Annotated in this window: 19 protein-coding genes; 12 read left to right on the top strand and 7 right to left on the bottom strand. The window is 53.9% G+C overall.

The genetic code is table 11. From position 1 onward, the window contains the following. The gene (locus tag QMG44_RS21045; protein ID WP_020883528.1) at positions 1-978 is read right to left on the bottom strand and encodes a calcium/sodium antiporter; all 978 of its coding nucleotides are present in this window, start codon (positions 976-978) and stop codon (positions 1-3) included. Between the two features lie 231 nt (positions 979-1,209). Here QMG44_RS21045 and mlaF point away from each other — a divergent pair, with 231 nt between their 5' ends. From mlaF to murA, 7 genes are all read left to right on the top strand, one after another. Beyond that, entirely contained in the window at positions 1,210-2,022 is an 813-nt protein-coding gene (gene mlaF, locus QMG44_RS21040) for a phospholipid ABC transporter ATP-binding protein MlaF (protein ID WP_020883529.1), read from the top strand. 7 nt (positions 2,023-2,029) lie between these two features. Continuing rightward, the gene (gene mlaE, locus QMG44_RS21035) at positions 2,030-2,812 is read left to right on the top strand and encodes a lipid asymmetry maintenance ABC transporter permease subunit MlaE (RefSeq protein WP_010436044.1); all 783 of its coding nucleotides are present in this window, start codon (positions 2,030-2,032) and stop codon (positions 2,810-2,812) included. Between the two features lie 4 nt (positions 2,813-2,816). Continuing rightward, positions 2,817-3,365 carry an outer membrane lipid asymmetry maintenance protein MlaD gene (gene mlaD, locus QMG44_RS21030; RefSeq protein WP_025202923.1) on the top strand — a complete coding sequence of 183 codons (549 nt, stop codon included), beginning with the start codon at positions 2,817-2,819 and terminating at the stop codon, positions 3,363-3,365. 18 nt (positions 3,366-3,383) lie between these two features. Further along, complete coding sequence (gene mlaC, locus QMG44_RS21025; RefSeq protein WP_014171807.1) at positions 3,384-4,019, top strand: phospholipid-binding protein MlaC; 636 nt, start codon at positions 3,384-3,386, stop codon at positions 4,017-4,019. Beyond that, on the top strand, positions 4,019-4,312 hold the full coding sequence (mlaB, locus tag QMG44_RS21020; RefSeq protein WP_014171806.1) for a lipid asymmetry maintenance protein MlaB: 294 nt from the start codon (positions 4,019-4,021) through the stop codon (positions 4,310-4,312). Before mlaC ends, mlaB begins: the two co-directional genes overlap by 1 nt. 126 nt (positions 4,313-4,438) lie before the next feature. Then, positions 4,439-4,693: a BolA family iron metabolism protein IbaG gene (gene ibaG, locus QMG44_RS21015; protein WP_008501458.1), complete on the top strand. Its 255-nt coding sequence runs from the start codon at positions 4,439-4,441 to the stop codon at positions 4,691-4,693. Positions 4,694-4,743: 50 nt separating this feature from the next. Further along, on the top strand, positions 4,744-6,003 hold the full coding sequence (gene murA, locus QMG44_RS21010) for a UDP-N-acetylglucosamine 1-carboxyvinyltransferase (RefSeq protein ID WP_020883531.1): 1,260 nt from the start codon (positions 4,744-4,746) through the stop codon (positions 6,001-6,003). 61 nt (positions 6,004-6,064) lie between these two features. On the opposite strand, the gene sfsB is transcribed toward murA, so the two are convergent. Together sfsB and ispB are read right to left on the bottom strand one after the other, a co-directional pair. Continuing rightward, the gene (sfsB, locus tag QMG44_RS21005; protein ID WP_014171802.1) at positions 6,065-6,352 is read right to left on the bottom strand and encodes a DNA-binding transcriptional regulator SfsB; all 288 of its coding nucleotides are present in this window, start codon (positions 6,350-6,352) and stop codon (positions 6,065-6,067) included. Between the two features lie 231 nt (positions 6,353-6,583). Continuing rightward, entirely contained in the window at positions 6,584-7,555 is a 972-nt protein-coding gene (gene ispB / locus QMG44_RS21000; protein ID WP_020883532.1) for an octaprenyl diphosphate synthase, read from the bottom strand. Between the two features lie 256 nt (positions 7,556-7,811). Here ispB and rplU point away from each other — a divergent pair, with 256 nt between their 5' ends. From rplU to cgtA, 4 genes are all read left to right on the top strand, one after another. Next, positions 7,812-8,123, top strand: a complete 312-nt coding sequence (gene rplU, locus QMG44_RS20995; RefSeq protein ID WP_003025032.1) for a 50S ribosomal protein L21 — start codon at positions 7,812-7,814, stop codon at positions 8,121-8,123. A 19-nt stretch (positions 8,124-8,142) separates the two neighbouring features. Continuing rightward, positions 8,143-8,400 (top strand): 50S ribosomal protein L27, encoded by a 258-nt coding sequence (gene rpmA, locus QMG44_RS20990; protein WP_004385076.1) that lies wholly within the window; start codon positions 8,143-8,145, stop codon positions 8,398-8,400. Positions 8,401-8,496: 96 nt separating this feature from the next. Next, on the top strand, positions 8,497-9,462 hold the full coding sequence (locus QMG44_RS20985; protein ID WP_014171799.1) for a DMT family transporter: 966 nt from the start codon (positions 8,497-8,499) through the stop codon (positions 9,460-9,462). Positions 9,463-9,477: 15 nt separating this feature from the next. Then, positions 9,478-10,650, top strand: coding sequence for an Obg family GTPase CgtA (gene cgtA, locus QMG44_RS20980; RefSeq protein WP_014171797.1), 1,173 nt, complete (start codon positions 9,478-9,480; stop codon positions 10,648-10,650). Between the two features lie 32 nt (positions 10,651-10,682). Here the strand turns inward: cgtA and pmrB are convergent, their stop codons facing one another. Genes pmrB through dacB form a run of 3 tightly spaced genes read right to left on the bottom strand, consistent with a single transcriptional unit; the run spans position 10,683 to position 13,821 of the window. Beyond that, positions 10,683-11,726: a two-component system sensor histidine kinase PmrB gene (pmrB, locus tag QMG44_RS20975; protein WP_014171796.1), complete on the bottom strand. Its 1,044-nt coding sequence runs from the start codon at positions 11,724-11,726 to the stop codon at positions 10,683-10,685. Then, positions 11,723-12,385, bottom strand: a complete 663-nt coding sequence (gene pmrA, locus QMG44_RS20970; RefSeq protein ID WP_014171795.1) for a two-component system response regulator PmrA — start codon at positions 12,383-12,385, stop codon at positions 11,723-11,725. The genes pmrB and pmrA overlap by 4 nt, the downstream gene beginning before the upstream one ends. Before the next feature lie 2 nt (positions 12,386-12,387). Then, positions 12,388-13,821 (bottom strand): serine-type D-Ala-D-Ala carboxypeptidase, encoded by a 1,434-nt coding sequence (dacB, locus tag QMG44_RS20965; RefSeq protein WP_025202924.1) that lies wholly within the window; start codon positions 13,819-13,821, stop codon positions 12,388-12,390. A 227-nt stretch (positions 13,822-14,048) separates the two neighbouring features. Between dacB and greA the strand changes: the two genes are divergently transcribed. Next, positions 14,049-14,525, top strand: a complete 477-nt coding sequence (gene greA / locus QMG44_RS20960) for a transcription elongation factor GreA (protein WP_014171793.1) — start codon at positions 14,049-14,051, stop codon at positions 14,523-14,525. Between the two features lie 151 nt (positions 14,526-14,676). Here greA and yhbY read toward each other — a convergent pair whose 3' ends face one another. Beyond that, on the bottom strand, positions 14,677-14,970 hold the full coding sequence (gene yhbY / locus QMG44_RS20955) for a ribosome assembly RNA-binding protein YhbY (RefSeq protein ID WP_003861814.1): 294 nt from the start codon (positions 14,968-14,970) through the stop codon (positions 14,677-14,679). Positions 14,971-15,059: the final 89 nt, after the last annotated feature.

The following is a 15,059-nucleotide window of genomic DNA, read 5'->3' as shown; positions in this document are numbered from 1 at the left end:
TTACCCAGAGAGAAGAGGCGAAAGCCAGTACAGCATCGCCATCCATACGATAAATCCACCCGTCAGCAGCGCCCCTGCGCCTTTGCCGATCTGTCGTTGCCGCCGCCAGCAGAGCAGGGCAAAAATGACGCTGACCAGCAACATCACCCCGTAATCGCGTGAGAATGCCAGGGGGTTAAAAGGCCCGGGCGTTATCAGGGCCGGCAGGCCCATCACGATGGCGATATTAAAAATGTTTGAACCGATAATATTGCCTATGGCAATGTCATCTTCACCTTTACGTGCCCCTGCGATAGCGGTGGCAAGTTCCGGCAGACTGGTGCCAATGGCAATGACCGTCAGGCCAATGGTGAGCTCACTCATGGCGAAATAGTTCGCCAGCACCGTGGCGTTATCGACGACCATGCGCGTGGCCATCGGCATGATGATCAGCGCGACGCCGAGCCACAGCAGCGCCACAGGCAGCGTGCCTTCACGCGGGAGTTCGGCGACCTGCTCTCGCGTCAGGCTATCCTGGCCCTGTTTTTCTGCCAGACGGGCGATTTTAACACTATACAGCAGCCAGATAACGGCCAGCGCCAGCAAGAAAATGCCGTCACCGTAGCTCAGTACGCCATCATAAAATACGCACCCTGCCAGCAGGCTTACGATTAACATTAGCGGCAATTCACGGCGCAGAACATCAGAATGCACGCGAAATGGATGGAGCAGGGCCGCCAGGCCAAGAATCAGTAAGATATTGACGATGTTGGAACCAATCGCGGTGCCGACGGCAAGGTCTAACTGACCGTGCAGTGATGCCGTGACAGAGACGATGATTTCAGGAAGTGAGGTTCCGACACTGACCACGGTCATCCCGATGACGACAGGCGGTACGCCAGTCAGGCGGCACAGGATAGATGCAGCAAATACCAAACGGTCAGCACTGTAGACCACCAAAAGTAAACCAATTATTAACAGTGCTGTTGCTAAAAGCATCAAAAGTCCTTTCTTCAGGTATACTCGTCGGTCCATCGCGCAGGAATGGAATGGCAGGACTGCATACAGTCTGAGGCGTAACGAATTCCTAATTTTGACTTTATGCGCCGGAAAAGTAAAACAAATGCCAGCTTTCGCTAACCTCAACGGCTAATATTCTGTAAAAATGCTGAGTTTAGGGCTGATTCAGTCTGCATGCTTAACGTGAGCAGGGTAAGAAAGGAACCATAAATGAGCCAAACTATGGCGAATTTAGTTGATGTCCGGGGTGTGAGTTTTTCTCGCGCCAACAGATTGATATTCGATGATATTTCGTTGACCGTACCGCGTGGCAAGATCACTGCCATCATGGGGCCGTCTGGGATCGGTAAAACGACCCTGCTGCGCCTTATTGGTGGCCAGATCCCACCCGATAGCGGTGAAATCCTCTTTGACGGCGAAAACATCCCGGAGATGTCACGATCGCGCCTGTATACTGTTCGTAAACGCATGAGTATGCTTTTCCAGTCGGGAGCGTTGTTCACGGACATGAACGTCTTTGATAACGTGGCCTATCCGCTGCGCGAGCACACCAGTCTGCCGCCAGAGCTGCTGAAAAGTACGGTAATGATGAAGCTTGAGGCCGTGGGGCTGCGAGGGGCTGCAAAACTGATGCCCTCAGAGCTGTCCGGCGGTATGGCACGCCGCGCCGCGCTGGCACGCGCCATCGCCTTAGAACCCGATTTAATCATGTTCGACGAACCGTTCGTCGGGCAGGACCCTATCACGATGGGCGTGCTGGTGAAGCTCATCTCTGAGCTGAACAGCGCGCTCGGCGTAACCTGTATAGTGGTTTCTCACGATGTACCGGAAGTGTTGAGCATCGCCGACTATGCCTACATTGTGGCAGACAAAAGGATCGTCGCGCATGGCAGCGCTCAGGCGTTACAGGAAAACTGCGATCCGCGTGTACGGCAGTTCCTCGACGGCATTGCGGATGGGCCTGTGCCGTTCCGCTACCCGGCGGGCGACTATCGTGACGATTTACTGGGAATAGGGAGTTAAGCCACTGATGCTGTTAAATGCATTGGCCGCTCTTGGACACCGTGGCATAAAAACCATCAGGACGTTCGGGCGTGCCGGATTGATGTTGTTCAACGCGCTGGTCGGCAAGCCGGAATTTCGTAAGCATGCACCGCTACTGGTGCGGCAGCTCTATAATGTCGGCGTGCTGTCGATGCTCATCATCATTGTCTCCGGTCTGTTTATCGGCATGGTGTTGGGGCTGCAGGGCTACCTCGTTCTGACGACCTACAGCGCCGAAACCAGCCTCGGCATGCTGGTGGCGCTGTCGCTGCTGCGTGAACTGGGGCCGGTGGTGGCGGCGCTGTTGTTCGCCGGGCGTGCAGGGTCGGCATTGACCGCTGAAATTGGCCTGATGCGTGCGACCGAGCAGCTTTCCAGCATGGAGATGATGGCGGTCGACCCGCTGCGTCGCGTGATCTCGCCACGCTTCTGGGCGGGGGTGATTTCCTTACCGCTCCTGACGATCCTCTTTGTCGCCGTGGGTATCTGGGGCGGCTCGCTGGTTGGCGTTCACTGGAAGGGCATCGATGCGGGCTTCTTCTGGTCGGCCATGCAGGACGCCATCGATCTGCGAATGGATCTGGTTAACTGTCTGATTAAAAGCGTGGTATTTGCCATTACGGTCACCTGGATCGCCTTGTTCAATGGCTATGATGCGATCCCGACCTCGGCGGGCATCAGCCGTGCAACTACACGTACTGTCGTACATTCGTCGCTGGCCGTACTGGGTCTGGATTTTGTGCTCACCGCACTGATGTTTGGGAATTGAGTTCATGCAAACGAGAAAAAATGAAATTTGGGTCGGCGTGTTCCTGTTACTGGCGTTGCTGGCCGCGCTGTTTATCTGCCTGAGAGCGGCGGATATCACGTCTGTGCGCACCGAGCCGACTTATCGCATTTATGCGACCTTTGATAACATCGGCGGGCTGAAGGCGCGCTCGCCGGTACGTATAGGCGGGGTGGTCATCGGGCGCGTCTCTGACATTACGCTTGATGAGAAAACCTATCTGCCGCGCGTGTCGATGGATATTGAAGAGCGTTATAACCATATCCCGGACACCAGCTCGCTTTCTATCCGTACTTCCGGCCTCCTGGGTGAGCAATATCTGGCGCTTAACGTCGGTTTTGAAGACCCGGAGCTGGGAACGACTATCCTTAAAGACGGTAGCGTAATCCAGGATACGAAGTCCGCGATGGTACTGGAGGATATGATTGGTCAGTTCCTTTATAACAGTAAAGGAGATGATAAGAAGTCCGACGCTGCCCCTGCGCAGAGCGAAGATCCTGCCAGTGTCGCACCGACACCAGGCACGACGAATTAATTTCAGGAGAAGTCATTCATGTTTAAACGACTGTTAATGGTTGCCATGCTGGTCATTGCCCCTCTCACCGCGGCGCATGCTGCGGATCAGAGTAACCCGTACAAACTGATGGATGAGGCTGCGAAGAAGACCTTCGACCGGCTTAAAAACGAACAGCCGAAAATTCGTTCCAATCCTGATTATCTGCGCGACGTGGTTGATCAAGAGCTGCTGCCGTATGTGCAGATCAAATATGCGGGTGCGCTGGTTCTGGGCCGTTATTACAAAGACGCGACTCCGGCGCAGCGCGACGCCTATTTTGCCGCGTTCCGTGAATACCTGAAACAGGCTTACGGTCAGGCACTGGCGATGTATCACGGTCAGACCTATCAAATTGCGCCAGAGCAGCCGCTGGGCGACGCGACTATCATTCCTATCCGCGTAACGATTATCGATCCTAATGGCCGTCCGCCAGTGCGCCTGGACTTCCAGTGGCGTAAAAACAGCCAGACCGGTCACTGGCAGGCCTATGACATGATTGCGGAAGGGGTGAGCATGATCACCACTAAACAGAACGAGTGGAGTGACCTGCTGCGCACCAAAGGCATTGATGGCCTGACCGCACAGCTGCAGTCTATCTCGCGTCAGAAAATCTCTCTGGACGAGAAGAAGTAATGTCGGATCAACTGAGCTGGTCGCGTGAGGGTGAGACGTTGAAGCTGACGGGTGAACTCGACCAGGATCTGCTGAACCCGCTCTGGGACAAACGTTTTGAAGCGATGCAGGGCGTGACGGTTATCGATCTGAGCGGCATTTCACGGGTGGACACGGCAGGCGTCGCGCTGCTGGCCCATCTTGTTGCCGTGGGGAAAAAGCAGGGGACAAGCGTTACGCTGCACGCGGCGAGCGATAATGTGGTCACCCTGGCCCAGCTCTATAATCTCCCTCAGGACGTACTGCCTCGTTAATATTTTCAGTGCGTTACTTCTGAAAGCCCTGACAGATTCATCGTCGGGGCTTTTTGCTTGTTTAAGACGACGCCACTTTGCTCTAAGATGTTGGGCTTGTTTTCACTATCAGATGATTAAGAACCCATGGAAAATCATGAAATCCAGACAGTGCTGATGAATGCACTCTCCCTTCAGGAAGCCCACGTCACTGGCGATGGCAGTCACTTCCAGGTTATTGCTGTGGGTGAGATGTTCGACGGTATGAGCCGTGTGAAGAAACAGCAGGCTGTATACGCGCCGCTGATGGAATACATTGCGGATAACCGCATCCATGCCCTGTCGATTAAAGCGTTCACCCCTCAAGAGTGGGCACGCGATCGCAAACTAAACGGTTTTTGAGTTGTGGGCGACACGCCCGCAGCACGGTTGAATTTATAAGAGAGCACACAATGGATAAATTTCGTGTACAGGGGCCAACGCGTCTCCAGGGCGAAGTCACAATTTCTGGCGCAAAAAATGCCGCGCTGCCCATCCTCTTTGCTGCGCTGCTCGCGGAAGAGCCGGTAGAAATTCAGAACGTACCGAAGCTGAAAGATATCGACACCACCATGAAGTTGCTCAGCCAGCTGGGCACCAAAGTTGAGCGTAACGGTTCCGTCTGGATCGACGCCAGCAACGTTAACAACTTTTCTGCACCTTACGATCTGGTGAAAACCATGCGTGCATCCATCTGGGCGCTTGGCCCGCTGGTGGCACGTTTTGGTCAGGGTCAGGTTTCCCTGCCGGGTGGCTGCGCAATCGGCGCACGTCCGGTTGATCTGCACATCTTTGGCCTGGAGAAACTGGGCGCCGAGATCAAACTCGAAGAAGGTTATGTTAAAGCGTCTGTGAATGGCCGCCTGAAAGGTGCGCACATTGTCATGGACAAAGTGAGCGTTGGTGCCACCGTCACCATCATGTCTGCGGCAACGCTGGCAGAAGGTACTACCATCATCGAAAACGCCGCGCGTGAACCGGAGATTGTGGATACCGCGAACTTCCTCGTAGCGCTGGGTGCGAAGATTACTGGCCAGGGCACCGACCGTATCACCATCGAAGGCGTTGAGCGTCTGGGCGGCGGTGTGTACCGCGTCCTGCCAGACCGTATCGAAACCGGGACGTTCCTGGTTGCTGCCGCGATTTCAGGCGGGAAAATTACCTGCCGCAACGCGCAGCCAGATACCCTGGATGCGGTGCTGGCGAAACTGCGTGACGCAGGCGCTGATATCGAAATCGGTGAAGACTGGATCAGCCTGGACATGCACGGCAATCGTCCAAAAGCGGTAAACGTGCGTACAGCTCCGCATCCTGCTTTCCCGACCGATATGCAGGCGCAGTTCACCCTGTTAAACCTGGTGGCGGAAGGGACGGGGTTCATTACCGAGACCATCTTTGAAAACCGCTTTATGCACGTACCGGAACTGATCCGTATGGGCGCACATGCTGAGATCGAGAGTAATACCGTGATTTGCCACGGCGTTGAGAAACTGTCTGGTGCTCAGGTGATGGCAACCGATCTGCGTGCATCTGCAAGCCTGGTGCTGGCGGGTTGTATTGCGGAAGGGACGACGGTCGTTGATCGTATTTATCACATCGATCGTGGCTATGAACGTATCGAAGATAAACTGCGCGCGTTGGGTGCGAATATCGAGCGTGTGAAGGGCGAGTAATCGTTCCGGCAGCCCCCTGCCAGAAATGACCGGGGGGTTGCTGTTCCTGTCAAAAAAACCGCTATTCCTGCGGGTCTTTCTTCACTTTCCTCTGGCGGATCATGCGCGATCTGTCGATAAATTCATGGGTAATGGGATCGTGGTAACGCGAAGGCCAGATCACCCACGGATGCGTATCCAGCGCCGTCGCAATGATCAATTCTCCCTTCGGCCAGGGGCGCGTCAGGGCATTTGCCAGGGTTGAAGAACTCAGGCCATGGCGGCGAGATTCCGCAGCCAGTGATGTGCCTTTTTTGCGCAGTGCCGCAATGATATCTGCTGTGTGCCAGTCGATAAATTTCGTGTCCATAACGCTGTCCTTAAGTTCGGATTCACTTACGCCATTTCGTCTGAAACGACTGGCCTTACTATACCCATTTCAATTTCTTGTTCTAAAAAGTTCGCGTTACTGGTAGGGATATTCAGAATAAGGCATGGCTTTATTCATGCGGTCTGTAAACCGGTGCGTTTACGTGAAAGAGGAATATACAGGTGTGTACTGGAATCTCCCCGCGAGGGCCGCGGGGAGGGGAGAGCAGGATTAACGGTCGCGCTGAACGGCGATATGGGCAAGACCAATGAGCGCATCGCGCCATGGGCTGTCCGGGATGACCTGAAGTGCGGCGATGGCTTTATCCGCCTCTTCTTCGGCACGCTGACGCGTCCAGTCCAGCGATCCGCAAATGGCCATTGTTTCCAGCACGGGTTCCAGAAGATGACGACCATTTCCCTGCTCGATCGCTTCACGGATCATTTTCGCCTGGTCGGCTGACCCGTTGCGCATCGCGTGGAGTAGCGGCAGCGTCGGTTTGCCTTCGTTCAGGTCATCGCCCACGTTTTTGCCGAGCGTTTCACCGTCTGCACTGTAATCCAGCAAATCATCAATCAGCTGGAATGCGGTACCCAGATAACGGCCATAGTCCTGCAGCCCTTTTTCCTGGGCTTCGCTACAGCCAGCCAGAATGCCGGAACACTGTGCAGCCGCTTCAAACAGGCGCGCAGTTTTGCTGTAAATCACGCGCATGTAGTTTTCTTCGGTGATGTCAGGGTCGTTGACGTTCATCAGCTGAAGCACTTCGCCTTCAGCAATCACGTTAACGGCTTCAGACATGACCTCCAGCACTTTCAGCGAACCCAGGCTGGTCATCATCTGGAAGGCACGGGTATAGATAAAATCCCCCACCAGGACGCTGGCAGCATTGCCAAAGGCGGCGTTGGCGGTGGCTTTACCCCGGCGCATGTCTGATTCATCCACAACATCATCATGAAGAAGCGTCGCAGTGTGAATAAATTCGATCAGTGCCGCGATCGTGACGTGAGCATTTCCCTGATAGCCGACGGCTCGGGCAGCCAGGATGGCAATCATCGGGCGAATGCGTTTACCGCCGCCGCTGACGATGTAATAGCCCAACTGATTGATCAGCTGAACGTCAGAATTGAGTTGCTCCAGGATTGCTGCATTCACACCCGCCATATCTTGCGCGGTTAACTCGTTGATTTTTTCTAAATTCATCGCAAAAGCCGGGCTTTTTATCCTGTTTATCCCATCTTCAATGGGGTAACGAAGGGTTAGGTTTATCAATAGTAGTGCTGATTGTACTGAAAAAACGGCTCAGATAAACGTTACCTTACGCGTTGTGTTTTTTTTCTTCATGTATTGATGGTAGCACTTGTCAAAGGCTCGCGTTTTGCGTAATATTCGCGCCCTATTGTGAATATTTATAGCGCACTCTGATTCATACGAGGATGTGCGCGGAAGCGGAGTTTATATGTACGCGGTTTTCCAAAGTGGTGGTAAACAACACCGAGTAAGCGAAGGTCAGACCGTTCGCCTGGAAAAGCTGGACATCGCAACTGGCGAATCTGTTGAGTTCGCAGAAGTTCTGATGATCGCAAACGGTGAAGAAGTCAAAATCGGCGTTCCTTTCGTTGATGGCGGCGTTATCAAAGCTGAAGTTGTTGCTCACGGTCGTGGCGAGAAAGTTAAAATCGTTAAGTTTCGTCGTCGTAAACACTACCGTAAGCAGCAGGGCCACCGTCAGTGGTTCACTGATGTGAAAATTACTGGCATCAGCGCCTAAGACCTGAGGAGAGATTTAAATGGCACATAAAAAGGCTGGCGGCTCCACACGTAACGGTCGCGATTCAGAAGCTAAACGCCTGGGCGTTAAGCGTTTCGGTGGCGAATCCGTTCTGGCGGGTAGCATCATTGTTCGTCAACGTGGCACCAAATTCCACGCTGGCAACAACGTAGGTTGCGGTCGTGACCACACTCTGTTTGCTAAAGCAGACGGTAAAGTGAAATTTGAAGTTAAAGGCCCGAACAACCGTAAATACATCAGCATCGTTGCTGAGTAAGGTTTTCTCGGTCCGGTAACGGATTAAAGCCCCGCAACCTGTTGCGGGGCTTTTTACATTGGAAACCCGGTAATTTTTTCTGTAGGGAAAACGGGCATGAAGCAGCAGGCCGGCATTGGTATTCTTTTGGCGCTCACGACCGCAATGTGCTGGGGTGCGCTGCCAATTGCAATGAAGCAGGTACTGGAAGTGATGGAGCCGCCAACGGTGGTGTTTTATCGCTTTCTGATGGCAAGTATCGGCCTTGGGGCCATCCTCGCGATCAAAGGTAAGCTTCCGCCGTTGCGTATCTTCCGTAAACCGCGCTGGCTGGTGTTGCTGGCTATCGCGACGGGTGGCCTGTTCGGTAACTTCATACTGTTCAGTTCTTCCCTGCAGTATCTTAGCCCCACGGCGTCGCAGGTGATTGGTCAGCTTTCACCGGTCGGCATGATGGTCGCCAGCGTCTTTATCCTCAAGGAGAAGATGCGTGGCACGCAAATTATCGGGGCGAGCATGTTGCTCTGTGGTCTGGTGATGTTCTTCAACACCAGCCTGATAGAGATTTTTACCCGACTGACGGATTACACCTGGGGTGTGATCTTCGGAGTGGGAGCAGCAACGGTTTGGGTGAGTTATGGCGTCGCGCAAAAGGTGTTATTGCGTCGTTTGGCCTCACAGCAGATCCTCTTTTTGCTGTACACTTTGTGTACAATAGCATTATTGCCGTTAGCTAAACCGGGTGTGATTACCCAGCTTAGCGACTGGCAACTGGCGTGCCTCATTTTTTGTGGGCTGAACACGCTGGTCGGTTATGGCGCGCTGGCCGAAGCGATGGCGCGCTGGCAGGCAGCACAGGTGAGCGCACTCATTACGCTTACCCCGCTGTTTACGCTGTTATTTTCAGATTTGTTATCAATGGCCTGGCCCGATGTCTTCGTCAGACCGATGCTCAACATGTTGGGCTATCTCGGTGCGTTTGTCGTGGTTGCGGGCGCGATGTATTCCGCCATTGGTCATCGTCTTTGGGGGCGTTGGCGCAAAAATGAAGCGGTCGTAGTAGTCCCCCGCTCAGGCGAATGAGTTACGGAGAGTAAAATGAAGTTTGTTGATGAAGCGACAATCCTGGTCGTGGCAGGTGATGGCGGCAATGGTTGCGTGAGCTTCCGCCGTGAGAAATATATTCCACGTGGCGGTCCTGACGGCGGTGACGGCGGGGACGGCGGTGACGTGTGGCTGGAGGCGGATGAGAACCTCAACACGCTGATCGACTACCGTTTCGAAAAATCCTTCCGCGCTGAGCGTGGTCAGAACGGTCAAAGCCGTGACTGTACGGGCAAACGCGGTAAAGACGTGACCATTAAGGTTCCGGTCGGTACGCGTGTGATTGACCAGGGGACGGGCGAAACCATGGGCGATATGACCAAACACGGTCAGCGTCTGATGGTGGCGAAAGGCGGCTGGCACGGTCTGGGTAACAGCCGTTTCAAATCGTCCGTAAACCGTACCCCGCGTCAGAAAACGATGGGTACGCCGGGCGACAAGCGCGATCTGCAGCTGGAGCTAATGCTTCTGGCCGATGTCGGGATGCTGGGTATGCCAAACGCCGGTAAATCGACGTTTATTCGCGCGGTCTCTGCAGCCAAGCCAAAAGTGGCGGATTATCCGTTTACCACGCTGGTACCAAGCCTGGGCGTTGTCCGTATGGATAACGAGAAGAGCTTTGTGGTTGCTGATATCCCGGGTCTGATTGAAGGTGCTGCAGAAGGTGCCGGTCTGGGTATCCGCTTCCTGAAACACCTTGAGCGCTGCCGCGTACTGCTGCATCTCATCGATATCGATCCAATCGACGGTTCCGATCCGGTAGAAAATGCCCGCATCATTATCGGCGAGCTGGAAAAATACAGCGAAAAACTGGCGAACAAGCCGCGCTGGCTGGTCTTTAACAAGATCGATCTGATGGATAAAGCCGAAGCGGAAGCGAAAGCGAAAGCCATTGCTGAAGCGATGGGCTGGGAAGATAAATACTACCTGATCTCCGCGGCAAGCCAGGTTGGCGTGAAAGATCTGTGCTGGGATGTGATGACCTTTATCATCGAAAACCCGGTTGTTCAGGCTGAAGAAGCGAAACAGCCAGAAAAAGTCGAATTCATGTGGGATGACTACCACCGCCAACAGCTCGAAGAGCTGGAAGTGGAAGAGGAAGAAGACTGGGACGACGACTGGGATGAAGACGACGAAGAAGGTGTCGAGTTCATCTACAAGCACTAATCGCAGTTTAAAGCCCCCGGAAGGGGGCTTTTTTATTGCAGGCTGGACGGCAACCAGCAGCTGGCGATTAAGCCGCCCTCAGCACCATTCTCCAGCGTCAGCTTGCCGTGGTGGAGCTGCACGATACGTTGCACAATGCTCAGCCCCAGGCCGCTGCCACCGTAGCGCTGGTCAAGACGACGGAACGGTTCAGTAATCGACTGGCGGTGCGCTTCATCTATCCCCGGCCCCTGATCGATAACGCTGACCTGTGTCCCCCCGTCAACGTCGGCCAGAGTCACGCGAATCGTTGTGCCTGACGGACTGTAGCGCCCGGCGTTCTCAAGCAGATTGCGCAGCATCAAACGCAGAAGCACCGCATCTCCCTGCACCGTGAGCGGACTTTTGTCCGGCCATATTACCGTATGCTCTTTGGCTTCATGTCCAAGACCGAGCGGCATGATGATATCGTCTGTCCAGTTGACGGTTTCATAGTGACCGCTCGCCATCGCCTGTCCGGCACGGGACAACATCAGCAGTTGCTCAACCGTGTGCATCAGCTGATCGATACGGGTAATTAACGTCGTGGCCTGTGGAGAGCCAGACTGTGCCATCAGTTCCAGATGCAGCCTGATCCCCGCAAGCGGCGTTCGCAGCTCGTGAGCGGCGTCCGCGGTGAAGAGACGTTCCTGTTGAATGGTGTGATCCAAACGGGCGAGGAGCTGGTTGAGCGAGGTTGTGACGGCACCAATTTCTTCCATGTCGGAATAGACAGGGAGTGGGGTTAAGTTATCCGCCGAGCGGTTCGCCAGGCTGACGCGCAGTTGATTCAGCGGCCGGGTTATCCAGGTGACCGCCCAGAATGAGAAGCACAGCGTAAAACCGACCATCACCAGAGAGGGGACCAGCAGCGAGGCAATCGCTTCACGGATCTCTTTCTCGACATGATTATTGCGCGATTTCGCCGAGAGCGTTTCGTTGACCAGAAAACCAATCTGTTCACGGCTTTCATGCCAGAGCCAGATCACGCTTATCAGCTGGAAAAATAACAGAATGACCGCCAGCAGAACCATCAATCGCCGACGCATGCTGTTCATTTCTGGCTCTCCAGACGATAGCCTACGCCACGGACAGTTTTAATCCGGTCTTTACCCAGTTTGCGACGCAGATTGTGAATATGCACTTCGAGGGTATTTGAGCCGGGATCGTCCTGCCAGGAATAAATATCCTGCTGCAGGGTTTCGCGGTGTACCGTTTGTCCGCTGCGCATAATCAGGCGCGTCAGCAGCGCGAACTCTTTAGGGGTTACTTCAACCGGCAGGGACTGGCACAGCACCTGCTGGGTTTGCAGATTCAGCGTAATATCGCCGTCGGTCAGTAAGTTATCGCTGTGTCCCTGATAACGACGAATCAACGCCCGTACCCGCGCCTGAAGCTCCGCAAGGGCAAACGGTTTCACCAGGTAATCATCAGCGCCAGAATCGAGGCCGTTGATACGATCTTCAATGGCATCCCGTGCCGTCAGGATCAATACTGGATTGGCGATACCCCGGCGGCGCCACTGACTTAGCTGCGTAGCGCCGTCTTTATCCGGTAAGCCTAAATCGAGGATCACCAGACTGTATTCGCCGCTCTGGATCAGGGCATCCGCCTCAGCCGCCGTGGCGGCGCAGTCGAGGGCATATCCTTCATTGGCCAGCGCCAGAGCCAGCCCTTCCTGCAATAACAGATCGTCTTCAACTATGAGTAGTTTCATCGCTAGTTATTCTGGTAGATGTCCTTATAAAGCCTGCTTTCGAAGCGAACCAGTGGAATACGACGATTACGCTGGTCGGTCGGTTCGACGGCATAGCCGGAAAGATACTGCACGAATGCCATGCGTTGCCCGCTGGCGGTAGTGATGAAGCCTGCAAGGTTATAAACCCCCTGCAGTGAACCTGTCTTGGCTGAAACTTTTCCATCCACCCCGGCCGCATGAAGGCCGGCACGGTACTGGAGTGAACCGTCATGCCCGGCGAGTGGCAGCATCGAAATAAAGTTTAGCTCAGTGTCATGTTGTGCAATGTACTGAAGTACTTGCATCATCGTTGCCGGGGAGATCAAATTATGTCGCGATAACCCGGAGCCATCGACGGCAATGGTGTTGCCAAGATCGATCCCCGCCTGTTGGCGCAGGATCTGACGCACGGCGTCGGAACCCGCACGCCAGGTTCCTGGTACGCCGAAACGCGCGTGACCAATCATGCGGAACACCGTGTCAGCAATCATGTTGTCAGACTTTTTCAGCATAATCCGTAGCAAATCGTGCAGCGGCGCAGATTGTTTGCTGGCGATGACCGTACCGGGTTGATTAACCTGCGTCTGGCGCAGCAGGGTACCGGAATAGGTTATTCCCGCCTGCTTCAGTTCATCCTTGAGAATGGCACCCGCATAGCTTGCGCCATCCTGTATCGCAAAGGCCAGCGGCAGCGGGTCGGCGCGCTGTGTCAGGCACCCGGTCAGCGTGAAGCGGTTGAGATCGCCTGGCACCACGTCCAGCTCGCAATACTGCGCATCCGGGGAGCCTTTTGCGAGGGTACGAACCTGGCTGAACATCGTCACCGGGTAGTAAGACGCCACGCGAATAAACGCTAAGTCATCCGGTTTTGGCGCGCTGTAAAGTGAAATGGAGAAGCAGTTACGATCCACAATCGCGGCGGCTGGCGGAGCGCTAAAGCACTGCGTCATGTCGTTCCACGGCCATCCTGGTGCTTTATCGTGGCTGGCAAAAATAGAGGTGTCGATTAACACATTGCCATCAATCTTCTGCACGCCAGATTTTTTCAGCGACGCGACCATGTTGCGGATATCCTGGCGTTTAAACGTAGGATCTCCCCCGAAACGAGCGATAAGATCGCCTTTCAGTTCGCCACCCTCGATGTTGCCTTTGGTCTCGAGCGTGGTGGTAAAACGGAAGTCAGGTCCAAGCTGAAGCAGGGCGGCGAGTGCGGTGATCACCTTCTGGGTACTGGCAGGCAGCGCCATCTGTTGACTGTGATAGTCAATCTCTGGCGACTGCGCCCCGACCTTCTGCACCATCAAGGCAAGGTTGGCACCTGCGGGTAGCTGATTAATGTACTCATCAACATTCGCGGCCTGAACGCTGAACGCTATACTGGTAGTCAATCCGATGATAAATCTGGAAAATCGCATAATCTCGCGCTAACAACCCGAAAACAAACCGTCATACTACGGTGCATAGCACTGCAAAGTAAACGATGACCCATAGTGAACTTCGCGGTAAAATGCGTATCAAATTGAAAATTGTTGCTGACCTGGGGCTTCGCTCCCGGGTCGGTTTTCTTTTTGCTTCTGGCCCGCTCATGGGGGCCGGGGCAGGGAACACTGCTCCCAACAGGAATGTTTAAGAGGTATAACAAATGCAAGCTATTCCGATGACCTTACGTGGTGCCGAAAAACTGCGCGAAGAGCTGGATTTTCTGAAATCCGTTCGTCGCCCTGAAATCATCGCCGCTATCGCGGATGCGCGTGAGCATGGCGACCTGAAAGAGAATGCTGAATACCACGCGGCGCGTGAGCAGCAGGGCTTCTGTGAAGGGCGTATTAAAGATATCGAAGCAAAACTGTCCAATGCGCAGGTTATCGATATCACCAAAATGCCTAACAATGGCCGCGTCATTTTTGGTTCAACGGTTACCGTGCTGAACCTGGACAATGACGAAGAGCAGACTTATCGCATTGTGGGTGATGATGAAGCGGACTTTAAACAGAATCTGATTTCGGTGAACTCCCCGATTGCTCGCGGCCTGATTGGCAAAGAGCAGGATGATGTTGTCACTATCCGCACCCCGGGTGGCGAAGTGGAATACGAAATTATTAAGGTTGAATACCTGTAATTCGCATCTCGACTAAGATGTTGATACATTGTAAAGAAAAGAAAAAGGCCGCATAGCGGCCTTTTATCAACTCAAGGAGCGTGGCATTTTGCTCACCTGCTGACAGAAATCCCTCGTTTTACACAGAAAATGTGTTCGATTCAGGATATCCTTAGCGTGGCAGCGAGATTTTACGCTCTTTAGATGGGCGATAGAGCACCAGCGTTTTACCGATGACCTGTACATTACAGGCACCCGTTTCACGCACGATGGCTTCCACGATCAGGTTTTTAGTGTCTCGGTCTTCAGAGGCGATTTTCACCTTGATCAGCTCGTGGTGTTCCAGCGCTTGTTCAATCTCGGCAAGCACCCCTTCGGTCAAACCATTGTTGCCAAGCATGACTACAGGCTTGAGCGGATGTGCCAGACCTTTAAGGTGCTGTTTTTGTTTAGTACTCAGATTCATCGTATATTTTTGCTTACGTTGGGATTGAAAACGGTTCATTCTACCGCCATCTCCCTTATATCGCCAAATAGCTGCGTAGAAATTTACGT

Source organism: Enterobacter sp. 200527-13 (assembly GCF_027924865.1).
Lineage (GTDB): Bacteria > Pseudomonadota > Gammaproteobacteria > Enterobacterales > Enterobacteriaceae > Enterobacter > Enterobacter ludwigii.
This window is presented reverse-complemented; position numbering and strand designations above follow the sequence as displayed.